A 13200-nucleotide genomic window follows, 5' to 3' on the forward strand; every position below is an offset into this window, starting at 1 on the left:
AGTCAATTGAAATTTGAATGACACACCGCCTTCGCGAGCAGGCTCTCTCCCACTATTGAACCGCTGCGTGGCTCGGATCTGCCGCTACAATCCCCGCTCTCCCAAGGAGCCCGCATGTCCAACCTGATCGCCGACTGGCGCGACCGCCCGACTCACCGTCGGGTCTGGGCGCTTGCCGCCCCCATGATTCTTTCCAATATTTCTGTGCCGCTGGTGGCGCTGGTCGACAGCACCGTCATCGGTCACTTGCCGCACGCCCATCAGTTGGGCGCGGTGGCGGTCGGCGCCAGTCTGTATACCTTTCTCGCTTGGGCTATGGGCTTTCTACGGATGGGCACCACGGGCTTCGCCGCCCAGGCTGCCGGGCGCAGCGACGGTGCGGCGTTGCGGCAGATTCTGTTGCAAGGTCTGCTGCTGGCGATGGGACTGGCGCTGGTGCTCGGCACTTTGGGCGTGCCGCTGAGCGGGGTCGCGCTGCACTTCATGCAGCCGTCGGCAGAGCTTGATCAACTGACTCGCGACTTTTTCCACACGCGCCTGTTCGGCTTGCCCGCCGCGCTGGCCAGTTATGCATTGGTCGGCTGGTTTCTCGGCACCCAGAACGCCCGGGCACCGCTGGCGATTCTGCTGACCACCAACCTGATCAACATCGTTCTCAATCTGTGGTTTGTCCTCGGGCTGGACTGGGGCGTGGTCGGTTCGGCGCGTGCCTCGGTGATTGCCGAGTGGAGCGGCGCCCTCCTTGGCCTCTTGCTGACGCGCAAGGCCTTGCGCGCCTATCCGGGGCACATCGCCTGGGCCGCGCTGAAGCTGTGGCAGAGCTGGCGCCCGTTACTGGCGGTCAACCGCGACATCTTCATCCGCAGCCTCGCACTGCAATCGGTGTTTTTCCTGATCACCGTACAAGGTGCGCGGCTGGGTGATGCCACGGTCGCGGCCAATGCGCTGCTGCTCAACGGTCTGCTGCTGACCGCCCATGCGCTGGATGGTCTGGCTCACGCGGTCGAAGCGTTGTGCGGGCATGCCATCGGTGCGCGTGATCGTCTGGCCTTGCGCCGTTCCCTGGTTGTCGCCGGTGGCTGGTCGCTGCTGGCAAGTCTGGGGTTTGCCGCGCTGTTTTTGTTCGCCGGGCATCTGTTCATCGAGATGCAGACCGACATCCAGAGCGTGCGCGATACCGCGTTCATCTACCTGCCATATCTGGCCGTGCTGCCATTGATCGCGGTGTGGAGCTACTTGCTCGACGGTCTGTTCATCGGCGCCACCCGCGCCCGGGAAATGCGTAACGGCATGCTGCTGACGGTAATGCTGCTGGCGCCGTTCGCCTGGGTGCTGCAAGGGCTGGGCAACCACGGTTTGTGGATAACTTTCCTGCTGTTCATGGTGTTGCGCAGCCTGACCCTCGGCGCACTGGCCCTATGGCTGCGGCGCAACGACGGCTGGTTCAGCGGTGGCGTTCACTGAGTCAGGCGTGTGCCTGACGAACGACACCACCTGATCGAGCACTGGCGCCAGCCGCCGCAGCGGACGCGACAGGGTCGCGACCAGCGTCACATGACTGGGGCGCGAGTAATACAGGTCCTGCACGGGCACCCCGTATTCGCGCAATTTGCGCGCGAGGCCGCCGGTATTGCGTACCGGATTGACCAGATCATCCTCATTCGCCGCGATCAGCAAGGCCGGTGGCGCGCCGCGACTGACGTGGTTGATCGGCTGCGATTGCGGCGGAGAATCCGGCCAGAAAAACACCGGACGCACATCGGGATTCTTGATCGGCAGAAAATCGTAAGGCCCGGCCAGACCGATCCAACCGCTGATATCCGCCGGAGACATGCCAACCGCGCGCAGTAAATCCGCATCCAGCGCCAGCATCGCCGCGTTGTAGGCGCCGGAACTATGGCCCATCAAGTACAGGCGCTGCGGGTTGCCGGAATATTCGCGGATGTGCGCCTTGGTCCACGCCACGGCCCGGGCGCCATCTTCGAGAAACAGCGGATAACGAACCTGCGGATACAACCGATAATCCGCCAGCACCGCATAAATCCCCCGCGACGCCAGCGCCTCGCCGACAAAGGTGTAGTCCTCGCGAGCGCCACTGTTCCAGCTCCCGCCGTAGAAAAACACCACCACGGGCGCATCCTTCAGCGGATGGCGCGGCACGTAGACATCGAGCTTCTGCCGAGGATCTTCGCCATAGGCAATCCCGGCGGTTTTATCGAAAGTGCTGTCAGGCGTCAGCGCATTAAGGATTTTCACTGGCGAGCAGGCACTGACGCCGAGCAGCAAAAGCCCACCGAACACTGCCCCGAACCATTGCCGCAACGCGCCCGCCATAGGTGTCTGTTCTCTATTTCAAGGGTGATTGTTCTGCCAGTGTCGACGCAAATGCTCGAGTCGTTCTTGCTGGGTCAGACCGTCCGGCGTTTGCACCAGCAACGCCCGGGGATGCTGCAAGCGTAGCCATAACCAGTCATCCAGCACTGTCCTTTCGCTGAAACCCAGCGCCAGACCTTGTTGAGCATGTGAGGACATTCGCGTGAAGTCGGTTCCCATCGATTGGCACCAGCACCAGATATGTCGCTCCAGCACACAGGCTTGCAGGCGTTCACGTTGACGCCGGGTAAGACTTTCTTCGATGCCGAGCGGCTCGACTGTCCGCTGCGGATTGCGCAGTTGCTGCCAGCCCTGGCTGCCAATGGACCGGTCGCTCCAGGTGCCGCCGAACCAGCGCAACTGATGGATCGGGCCGAGCCAGCGACTCAACTGTTCGGCATCGCAGGCATCGAAGAAATAGCTCGCGGTCTGACGATTGTAGTAACCGAGCAAGGCGCGGTGATTGAGTCCGAATGAGACCGTGAGCATGCGCCGCAAATGTTTCAGCAATGACTGCGCCGGGACCTGGCTGCCGAGCAACAAGCCGCGCCAGGTGTGCGGATCGCTCAGACACAGTGCTGCCAATGCCGGGCAACCGCGCAAATCGACAAGTAACGGACCATTTTCACTGACCGGCTGAAACTCGGTTGCATCGAACAGCCGCCAACAAGCCACATCGGCAAAGGTTTGATGCAATGCGCTCAAGGCTTGCGGGGCTTCGGGAGCATCGAGCAACAGCCATTGCGCGTCTAGTTCGTGCGCCGCGCGGCTCATGCTGCGCCGCTCTGATCCAGCGCCGCGAGCAGTCGGCAGCTGCAAACCGCTTCCGCGCAATGGCTGTAACTGCCGCCACCAGGTAGCAGGCACAGCAGCAATAGCGGTTCGGCAGACGTGAGCCATTGTGCAAAACCGGCGCTTGCCAGCGGGTCGGGAAGCTCATGCTCCTGGTGATCGTCAATATCTTCAATGACCGCAGACTCTTGCAATACACCGCTGATCACTGGCTGATCGGGATCACCCTCAAGGAAACTCACCACCACCTCGACGCCTTCTTGCAGCGACGTCAGCGGCGTATCGGTCAGCGTCGGCGCGAGGGGCAGCCAGCAATGGCTGGCTGCGGCACCTTCGCCCTGATACAACCAGTCGAACTGCACCGCCACGGGCCGCGATTGATCGGGACGCGGCTCGTCGACTGTCACCACCCAGGCACGTTGCAGGCTGTGCATGCGCGGCCGTGCACAAGTGCTGGCCGGCAACATTGTCGGCATCTGCCCGGCGCCACAGATCCGGTTGCTGTAAGACGGCTCAAGGGACAGATCGGCGCGATGTTCGACCCGGTTCAACAGCCAGTTGCGGTTGCATTCGGCAAGCGGATGACCGGTCAACGAAAGCCACTGACCGCTGCGCAAGTTCGACAAATCTGTGTGCCCATCAGCCGTGGGGGCCTTGCTGACCGTCGATGCATCCATCTGCAATTTCCAGCGGCGAATGGCCGGGGAGTCGCCCGCACGCTCGAAGTTCGCCACATCGGCCCTCGGCATGCGGGCCGGATCATCGACGAAGACCAGGCAATGGCCGTCGCGGCCATGCTCGAAGTAATAGTGGATATGCGACTGCGCACACAGACGCTGGACAAACTGCAGATCGGACTCGCGGTATTGGGTACAAAAGGTGCGCAATGGATAGTCATCCAGCAGATCAAACCGCCGTTGCGCCTCGACAATCCCGTGCTCCTTTAGCACCTGCAGCAGAATCTGCGGCACCGAACGGCCGCTGAAAATCCGCTGGCTGAAGCGCAGCTCCAGGCAACTCAACTTCGGCGCCAACCGCACACGACACAAGCGCGAACCAAGACCATGCTCATGCTGGACAAGGCTGTGCAACTGCCCGTTCAGACCGTTTTGTGGCAAGCCGAACTGGAGGAACGCCGAGCGGTACAGCAGGCCGTCAAGATCCAGATGCGGGTCGTTGATCAACAGATCGATATCAAATGCAAAGGGCTCGCTGATGCCCTCGCTGCCGGTAAAGGCCAGCACCTCGAAGGAGTCGGGCTGACCCGCTACATCGAGACGAAACGACGGCTCGTTGACGGAATCGAACATGGGCAGATCTCTACAGGAGGGGCGGCCGAGGATTCTCGCCGAGAGGCATGGCCGAGTAGAGTGCCCAAGTACAACTTAGGAAATGACCTACGCGAAAAGCAGACCACTTCGCCAGACTTGCCAGCAAGTCAGGTCGTTTCGCAGGAAAAAACAGAAATGTCGCACCGGGTTGTCCGAAATTTCCGCAGTGTGCGGAACAATTTCAGACAACCCGATTCGGCATAGACCGTGCCTCAGGAAGACAGGTAGGAGGAGCGGGTCAGGCCCAGGCGCAACGCATCGAGGAACTGGGTGCGCTCGCTAGGGCTGATGCGGGCACTGGCGCACTTGTCGCGGTAGTGAGTCATCAGTTCTTCAGGCGACAAGTGCACGTAACGCAGCATGTCTTCGATGGTGTCATGGGTCTCGATACCGGCGTGGTACACGCTGCCGTCGGCGTTCTGGTAGATGTTCACCGAGTCGGTGTCACCGAACAGGTTGTGCATGTCGCCAAGGATTTCCTGATAGGCGCCGACCAGGAACACGCCCAGCAGATAGTCCTCGCCTTCATTCAAACCATGTACCGGCAGACTGGTTTCGATGCTCTGCTCGTCGACGTACTGGTTGATCTTGCCGTCGGAGTCGCAGGTCAGATCCTGCAACACCGCACGGCGCAGCGGCTCTTCGTCGAGACGATGCAGCGGGATGATCGGCAGTACCTGATCGATCGCCCAGGTGTCCGGCAGGCTCTGGAATACCGAGAAGTTGCAGATGTACTTGTCGGCCAGTTTGTCGTTGAGTTCGTCGAGCACCTGACGGTGCGAACGCTGACGCGCCTTCAACGAGTTGTGCAAGCGGCGGCAAACAGCGAAGTAGCACTGCTCGGCCAATGCTTTCTCGGCCAGGGTCAGTTTGCCGTCGGCGTACTGCGAAGCCACGTCGCTCATGTAGTGAGTGGCGCGCCAGTAGGTTTCGGTGACCATTTCAATGTCGGTCGGACCCAGCAGGTCCACCAGCCACTGCACGGTTTCCGGCAGGTTTTCCTTGTTCTCGATCTGCGGCACGTCGTCGTTGTGTTTCTCGACGTCGGTCACCTGCACCACCAGCATGGCGTGGTGCGCGGTCAGCGAACGGCCGCTCTCGGAGAAGATGTGCGGGTGCGGCAGGCTCTGCGCATCGCAGAACTCCTTGAGCATCCCGACCACGACACCGGCGTAATCGTCCATGTCGTAGTTGATCGAACTGGCGTTACGCGAGTGCGTACCGTCGTAGTCCACGCCCAGACCGCCACCCACGTCGATGTGATCGACCGGCAGACCGAGGTTGCGCAGTTCGCCGTAGTAACGGATCGCTTCCTTGAAGCCGTGCTGATAGTCGGCCAGGTTGGCGATCTGCGAGCCCATGTGGAAGTGCAGCAGGCGGATGCCCTGATCCAGACCGGCAGCGCGGAAACGCTCGACCACCGACAGCAACTGCGCCGCCGACAGACCGAACTTGGATTTCTCGCCACCGGTATCCGCCCACTTCGACGATGCCAGCGACGACAGACGCACGCGCAGGCCGACCTGTGGCTTGACCTTCAGCGAGGCAGCTTCTTCGATCACCAGACCGACTTCGGATTCTTTCTCGATCACGATGAACACGTTGTGGCCGAGTTTCTGCCCCATCAGTGCCAGACGGATGAACTCGCGGTCCTTGTAGCCGTTGCAGACAATGGTGCCGCCCTTCGGCGCCAGTGCCAGCACTGCCAGCAGTTCAGGCTTGGAGCCGGCTTCCAGACCGATCGAAACGTCGCGGGTGGCGATGATGTTCTCGATCACTGCTTCCTGCTGGTTGACCTTGATCGGGTACAGCGCGGTGTACTTGCTCTGGTATTCCAGACGCTCGATATTCGCATCGAACGCGCCGGTCAGTTGGCGGACACGGTCTTGCAGGATGTCGGGGAAACGCACCAGCAATGGCAAGGACAAGCCGCTTTTGCGCAGCTGGTCAACTTGCTCGAACAGGTCGATAGGCGAGCTGCTCGGACCGTTCGGACGAACTTCGACGCGACCGGCTTCATTGATCGCGAAATATCCGGCCCCCCAATGGCGAATCCCGTAAACACTGCGGCTGTCCGCAACTGTCCATTGGCTGCCATCGTCTTTACGTGTGCGTCGTACGGACATCGAAGTCCCCTATAAAGAAGTCATAGTGCGTCGCCTGATCTCAGGCCGGCGCAGTCTAAAGAATGAAAATGACGGTTCGTCAGCGGGGCGGTAGACCGCGCTGACAGCGTTGAGTTTAGAAACCGGTCATGAACAGGCTCTGTGAAAACCATGGAGACGACGCCGGATGTGCAACTGTGCAGAGCCGGATCAAGCCGCAGGTGGTTTTCACAGAGGCTGCTAGCCGCCGGACTTCTTCGCTTTGAAACCGAATTTGATCAGCTCAGCCAAGAGTAGCTCGACATGATCGCCCTGGATTTCGATGATCCCGTCTTTCAGCGCCCCGCCAGTGCCACAACGTTTCTTCAACGTTGTCGCCAGCTCCTTGAGCGGCTCCTCGGCCAGCGGCACGCCGGTGATGGTGGTCACCGTCTTGCCGCCACGACCCTTGCTCTCGCGACGTACGCGGGCAATGCCGTCTCCGGCAGGGATCACGGTTTGTTTGCAGATACAGGCGTCCACCGGTTTACTGCATTCCGGGCAATGACGACCTGCGTCGGTGGAAAATACCAGGCCACCAAGGGCGGCGAAGGATGCGGCTTTTTTGGCCACCGGCAATCCTCTTGGGAGGACAAAGACTGATCGCAACCTTGGGCAAGGTTATCGACCGCGAAGCCCCACTCAGGCAGGGGCAGCGCTACTGCACCGGACACATTGTCCAGGCGCAGCTTGAAAAGGTCGCGCAGTGTAACGGCAAAAAGCGCAATTGCTAAGAGCCAATCAGCGCCAATTTATGCCTTCTTTGCGACGTCGCTTTGCTGAGCCTTGAGATAGCGCTTCAGGGCTGCCAGAGAGTCCGGGCAATAAGGCTTCTGCTCGATTTCCAGCATGACCTGTTCGACGGGAATAAAGCGTGCTTCGAGCACCTCTTCCGGTTGCAGGATCAACGGCCCGTCCCACACCGCAGAAAACGCTGAACACCATAGGCGATTGCCGGTGTCTTCGAAAAAGAAATGGTCATGAGCGGTCAGCTCAACGCCACTGACGCCCAGTTCCTCTTCCAGCTCACGGGCCGCCGACTCGGCGTAGGTTTCAGTGGCCATCACCATGCCACCCGCCGCGACATCCCAGTAACCGGGATATATCGCCTTGCTCAACGTGCGCCGATGCACGCAAAGCTCACCGGCAGAGTTGAACAGCATGATGTAAGTGCCGCGGCCGATCAGCCCGCGTTCGCGCAAATCGGAGCGCACCAGAGCGCCGAGCAGGTTGTCCTGCTCGTCGACCCAGGCGATGTGTTCGGCATCCGAGGCGGCACGGTGCGCCGCCTCTTTGGCGTTTTGGCTCATGTATCAGCCCTGATTGAGCAGTTGACGCAAATCGATCACTGCCGCGTTAGCCCGGGAAATGTAGTTGGCCATGACCAGCGAGTGGTTGGCCAGCACGCCGAAGCCGCTGCCGTTGAGGATCATCGGACTCCAGACCGGTTCCTGCGAGGCTTCCAGCTCACGAATGATCTGGCGCACGCTGACCGTGGCGTTCTTCTTCGCCAGTACATCGGCGAAGTCGACTTCGATGGCACGCAGCAAGTGCGACAGAGCCCAGGCCTGACCACGAGCTTCATAGAAGACGTTGTCAATTTGCATCCACGGAGTCTCGACGACTTCTTCGTCAACCTGCGGCACTTCACCAACGGCTGGCACTTCAGTCTTCAGCGCCGTGTTGAGCTTGACCCGGCCGACACTCGCCGACAGGCGTTGCGACAGCGAGCCGAGACGGGTACCGACGTCGCCCAGCCAGTTGTTGAGGTTGTCGGCGCGTGCATAGAACAGTGCGTTTTTCTGCGTAGGATCAGACAGACGCGCCTGATAACGGCTCAGGGAGTTGATACCTTCCTGATACTCCGACTCGGTGGACGGCAGAATCCAGCTCTTGTTATCGAAGTTGAAACGCGGCTCGGCCTTGGCCAGATCAGCGTCTTCAGCCGATTGCGACTGCGAGCGGGCAAAGTCTTTGCGCAATGCGCGGGTCAGGTCACGCACCTGCACCAGCACGCCGTATTCCCAGCTCGGCATGTTGTCCATCCACAAGCCCGGCGGGAAGCGGTCGTTGGAAATGTAGCCGCCCGGTTTGTCCAGCAGCGTGCCAGCGACAGTCTTCAGGGTTTCGACGGTGGTGTAGCCGACGACCATCTGCTTGCCTTCTTTCTCGGCAGCGAGCTGGGCGTTTTGCGCAACCGGGAACAATGCCGGTTCTTCGCTCCAGTACCAGCCAAGACCGATGGTCACCAGCAGGTAAATGCCGACCAATGTCGCCAGCGCACGGCTGAACAAAAGCCCGCCCACATAGCTGCGAGCGGCCGACTTGGGCTCGGCGGCACGTTCAGGCGCGCTGCCCGCGCGGTTCTTCCAGTCCAGCATGGCGATATCCTTTCAATCACTTGGGTTCAACGGTTCGACCACAACCATACAACAACGTGCCGAGGCCGGGCACCCGCCATTCAATAGAAGCAGCAAATCGATGATTCCGCATTCATCCGTGATGACTCTAGGGGATTCCCTGAGTCTGCGCTCCGACAAAGTCGAATCACATCAATCAATCGAAGATTGTCCCTTGCAACCCACTGACCCGCGCCGAGCCTCGATGAAACGTCTTCGAGCATGACCATGTCCCCGGCTCACGGGGACATCCACGACGACAAGGTCAAAAACAAAACCAGTCGGTCAGAAACTGAATTGTGTCGCACCGCAGATTATTGATGCATGACACTCGTGTAAGGGAAAAGAGGTGCTAGCATAGAGCCACCAGTCGATCTCAGCATGCAGCCTAACTAGTAGTCAGGATATGACCGAGCCAGAAGACCCCAGCCGTGAGCGTCTCAAGCACCACTTTGCCCAGCGGGTAATTCATCAGGCACGTCAGATTCTTGAGATATGGCAGCGCCTGCAACGCAGTGAGTGGTCCACCGCCGACCTCGCCGAACTGAGCGAGGCCAACCTGCGCCTGCTGCGTTTTGCCGAGCGTTTCGAACAGCCCGAGCACACGCATCTGGCCCGCCACATCAGCCAGTCGCTGGAGGCGGTGGACGCCAATCGCGGACGCCTGAGCAGCGGCCTGATTACTGACCTCAATCGTTTGATGCAACGCCTGTCCCGCACCGGCCTGCGTCATGGCGACCAACTCGACCAGACCTTTCTGCCGCCCCTGCGCAAACCGATTTACGTGATGCTGCAAGACCACGACCGTGCCGAACGGCTGGCCAAGCAGTTGGAGTTCTTCGGCCTTTCGGCGCAGGCGCTGGACAGTGTCGCGGCGTTTCGTTCGTCGATGGTCGAGCGCTTGCCTGCCGCCATCGTGATGGACGTCGACTTCAGCGGTGCCGGCATCGGCCTGAAACTGGCAGCCGAAGCCCAAGTGGGTCTGGAAGAACCACTACCGCTGCTGTTTTTCAGCCTGCACGAAACCGACACCCCGACCCGTCTCGCCGCAGTGCGCGCCGGTGGCCAGGAATTCCTCACCGGCACCCTCGAAGCTTCGAGCCTGCTGGAGAAGATCGAAGTCCTGACCTGCGTCGCCCAGTACGAACCTTATAAAGTGCTGATCATTGATGACTCTCGCGCCCAGGCCTTGCACACCGAACGCCTGCTCAACAGCGCCGGGATTGTCACCCGCACCTTGATCGAACCGATTCAGGCGATGGCCGAGCTGGCGGATTTTCAGCCGGACCTGATCATCCTCGACATGTACATGCCGGCCTGCACCGGTACTGAACTGGCCAAGGTGATCCGCCACAACGACCGCTATGTCAGCGTGCCGATCATTTATCTGTCGGCCGAAGACGATCTGGACAAGCAGCTCGACGCCATGAGCGAAGGCGGTGACGACTTCCTGACCAAGCCGATCAAACCGCGACACCTTATTACCACTGTGCGCAACCGCGCCGCCCGCGCCCGCAATCTGAAAGCGCGGATGGTCCGTGACAGCCTCACCGGCCTCTACAACCACACGCATATTCTGCAATTGCTCGAAGACTGCTCGTTCCGCGCCCGTCGCGAGAACAAGCCGTTGAGCTTTGCCATGCTCGACATCGACCACTTCAAACGGGTCAACGACAGCCACGGTCATCCGATGGGCGACCGGGTGATCAAGAGCCTCGCGCTGTTCCTCAAGCAGCGCTTGCGCAAGACCGACTTCATCGGCCGTTACGGCGGCGAAGAGTTCGCCATCGTCATGCCTGACACTGATATAGATGCCGCGCACAAAGTGCTCGACGAAATCCGTCAGCGCTTTGCCGAAATCCACTATCCGGCCCAGCCGCAGGATTTGTGGTGCACCTTCAGTGCCGGCGTGGTGGAAATGCGCGATGACTGCGACAGCCTGATGATGGCCAGCCAGGCTGACGAGGCGCTGTACCGCGCGAAGGATGGTGGACGCAATCGGGTGCAGACCGCGCGCGACTCAAAGCAAAGTGCCACTTTTTCATCGGATTCCACTGATTCGGTCATAACCCTGTAACAGAACCGCAATAAATTCAGGCGCTTACCATTTCTGCCGTTGGTAGCCGTCATGCGCCTGAAGTTGCTCACCAATCTCAATACTCTCCTGCTGGTCGCCGTCTGCGTGGCCCTCGGCGCCACATTGTGGTGGTCGCAAAAAGCCCTGGAGCGCCCGTATCTGTTGATGGAGCGTTACCTGGGGCTGTCGCAGCAATTTCAGAATGACGTGGCACGCAACGTCGAGGATTACCTCACCAGCGGCGACGCTCTGCGCCTGAGCAGCGCCAGCCAGGCCATCGATGGCTTGCAAAAGGAACTCGGCGAGCTGCCGCCAGCCCTCGCTGACACTTTGCGCCCGAGCCTTTCCGGCCTCGAAGACTTCAGCAAGACCGACCTGCTGGCCGCCGGCAAACTCGCCGGCGATCCACAGGCGTTGCTGTTGCAGGCCGAGCGCGAATTGAGCGCCAGTCTCGACCAGCTCAGCACTTACGCCAACGGCAATGCCACCTACCTGACGCCACTGCTCGCCGCCTCGCAACACCTTGGGAAGCTGTCGCTGGCGCGGGACAAACTGGTCAGCAGCGGCCGTAGCGAATTGGCCGCCGACGTTGAGCGCGAAGTGACCAACATCCGCGCTCAAGCCCAAGTGATTGATGCCCTGCCCTTGCTCGGCGTGGTCGCCAGCAATGAATCAAGCAGCGATGATTTCGCCGCGATGATGGGCATCGAAAGCACGGAAAAAACCGCCGCCGAAGATGCAGGTGTCGGCCTCAAGCGTGAACTCAACAGTTTGCTCGGGCGTTACCCGGCGGAGCTGGCACGCACTCGTGAGCAGATCGAGAAACGCACCGAGCTGAGCACCGCCACCCACCTGAAAATCGCCGCCGTGCAGCAAGCCATCGCTGGCCTGGAACCGGTGGTGCGCGCCCAGCACGGGCAGATCCAAAGCGAAGTGCGACTGATGCAAGGCCTGATGATCGGCCTGATTCTGTTGATCGCGCTGCTGATCGACACCTTGCAGCGACGTCTGGCCCGTACCCTGACTAACCTCGCACCAGCGCTGTCGACCTGGGCCGAGGGTGATTTCAGTCGTGACATTCATCTGGGCAAGACCAACCGCGAACTGCATGACATCGAAGCTTCGCTCAATCGTCTGCGTGCTTATCTGGTGGATCTGGTCGGGACCATTCGCGGCAATGCCGAACAAGTGGCGGGCAGCAGCCGCACCCTCGCCGAACTGAGCAACGACTTGCACAGCGGTGCCGAGCATCAGGCCGGTGATACCGCACTGATCCGCGATTCTCTCGGTGAGCTTGAGGCAACCATTCAGCAAGTGGCCGGCGACGCGCGGCAAGCGGCCGATGCCAGCCGCCACGCCGGGCTGGCCGTCGAGCACGGGCAAACCGTGATCGGCCAGAGCCTCACCGGGCTGCACGCACTGGTGGGCGAGGTGCAAGGCAATGCGCAGATGATCGAGCATCTGGCCGAAGAGTCAGCGACCATCGGCGGCGTGCTGACGGTGATCCGCTCGATTGCCGACCAGACCAATCTGCTGGCATTGAACGCGGCTATCGAAGCGGCTCGCGCCGGGGAAATGGGTCGGGGATTTGCGGTAGTCGCCGAAGAGGTTCGCTCACTCGCACAGCGCACGGCGGGTGCGACCGCAGAAATCCAGACGCTGATTGCCGGCCTGCAAACCGCGGCTCGGCAGTCAGTGGAGGGCATGCGCGCCCAGGTCGAACACGCCGAAGCCACGGCCAATCAGGCGCAAGCGGCGGACGGCGCGCTGGATAAAATCGTCGGCGCGATTCAGACCATTTCCGATACGGCGATTCGTATTGCCGATGTCACTGCCCAGCAAAGTGGCGCGGTCAGTGAGATTCGTGATCACAGCGAGCGGATTCACCAATTGGGTGGGGATAACTTGCTGCGTATCGGCCAGGGTCGTGAACAGGGAGAGAATCTGCTGGTATTGGGCGGGCAACTGCATACCGCCGTTCAGGCCTTCCGCGTCTGACAAGTCGCCTTCGCGAGCGAGCTCGCTCCCACATTGGAATGCATACCCCTGTGGGAGCGAGCTTGCTCGCGAATGCGATAGTCCCG

At 60.6% G+C, this 13200-nt stretch carries 10 protein-coding genes; 3 read left to right on the top strand and 7 right to left on the bottom strand.

Translation table 11 applies throughout. From position 1 onward, the window contains the following. Positions 1 to 114: 114 nt before the first annotated feature. A complete protein-coding gene (locus ACTWLJ_RS03730; protein ID WP_445179908.1) occupies positions 115 to 1464 on the top strand; it encodes an MATE family efflux transporter in 1350 nt (449 codons plus the stop codon). On the opposite strand, the gene ACTWLJ_RS03735 is transcribed toward ACTWLJ_RS03730, so the two are convergent. From ACTWLJ_RS03735 to ACTWLJ_RS03765, 7 genes are all read right to left on the bottom strand, one after another. Then, complete coding sequence (locus ACTWLJ_RS03735; protein ID WP_445179909.1) at positions 1417 to 2334, bottom strand: alpha/beta hydrolase; 918 nt, start codon at positions 2332 to 2334, stop codon at positions 1417 to 1419. The two genes, ACTWLJ_RS03730 and ACTWLJ_RS03735, sit on opposite strands and share 48 nt — an antisense overlap. A gap of 18 nt (positions 2335 to 2352) precedes the next feature. Further along, the gene (locus ACTWLJ_RS03740) at positions 2353 to 3147 is read right to left on the bottom strand and encodes a DUF4123 domain-containing protein (RefSeq protein ID WP_445179910.1); all 795 of its coding nucleotides are present in this window, start codon (positions 3145 to 3147) and stop codon (positions 2353 to 2355) included. Next, the gene (locus ACTWLJ_RS03745) at positions 3144 to 4475 is read right to left on the bottom strand and encodes a type VI secretion system Vgr family protein (RefSeq protein ID WP_445179911.1); all 1332 of its coding nucleotides are present in this window, start codon (positions 4473 to 4475) and stop codon (positions 3144 to 3146) included. Before ACTWLJ_RS03745 ends, ACTWLJ_RS03740 begins: the two co-directional genes overlap by 4 nt. Positions 4476 to 4708: 233 nt before the next feature. Continuing rightward, positions 4709 to 6622, bottom strand: coding sequence for an arginine decarboxylase (speA, locus tag ACTWLJ_RS03750; protein WP_445179912.1), 1914 nt, complete (start codon positions 6620 to 6622; stop codon positions 4709 to 4711). A 219-nt stretch (positions 6623 to 6841) separates the two neighbouring features. After that, complete coding sequence (locus ACTWLJ_RS03755) at positions 6842 to 7213, bottom strand: translation initiation factor Sui1 (protein WP_445179913.1); 372 nt, start codon at positions 7211 to 7213, stop codon at positions 6842 to 6844. Between the two features lie 179 nt (positions 7214 to 7392). Beyond that, positions 7393 to 7950, bottom strand: coding sequence for an NUDIX hydrolase (locus tag ACTWLJ_RS03760; protein WP_401216062.1), 558 nt, complete (start codon positions 7948 to 7950; stop codon positions 7393 to 7395). A 3-nt stretch (positions 7951 to 7953) separates the two neighbouring features. Then, positions 7954 to 9021 carry a DUF2333 family protein gene (locus tag ACTWLJ_RS03765; RefSeq protein ID WP_445179914.1) on the bottom strand — a complete coding sequence of 356 codons (1068 nt, stop codon included), beginning with the start codon at positions 9019 to 9021 and terminating at the stop codon, positions 7954 to 7956. Between the two features lie 424 nt (positions 9022 to 9445). Between ACTWLJ_RS03765 and gcbA the strand changes: the two genes are divergently transcribed. Then, the gene (gcbA, locus tag ACTWLJ_RS03770; RefSeq protein ID WP_401216060.1) at positions 9446 to 11116 is read left to right on the top strand and encodes a diguanylate cyclase GcbA; all 1671 of its coding nucleotides are present in this window, start codon (positions 9446 to 9448) and stop codon (positions 11114 to 11116) included. Between the two features lie 51 nt (positions 11117 to 11167). Further along, the gene (locus ACTWLJ_RS03775; protein ID WP_445179915.1) at positions 11168 to 13114 is read left to right on the top strand and encodes a methyl-accepting chemotaxis protein; all 1947 of its coding nucleotides are present in this window, start codon (positions 11168 to 11170) and stop codon (positions 13112 to 13114) included. The last annotated feature ends 86 nt before the right edge of the window (positions 13115 to 13200 follow it).

It is taken from the genome of Pseudomonas sp. McL0111 (genome assembly GCF_052567255.1).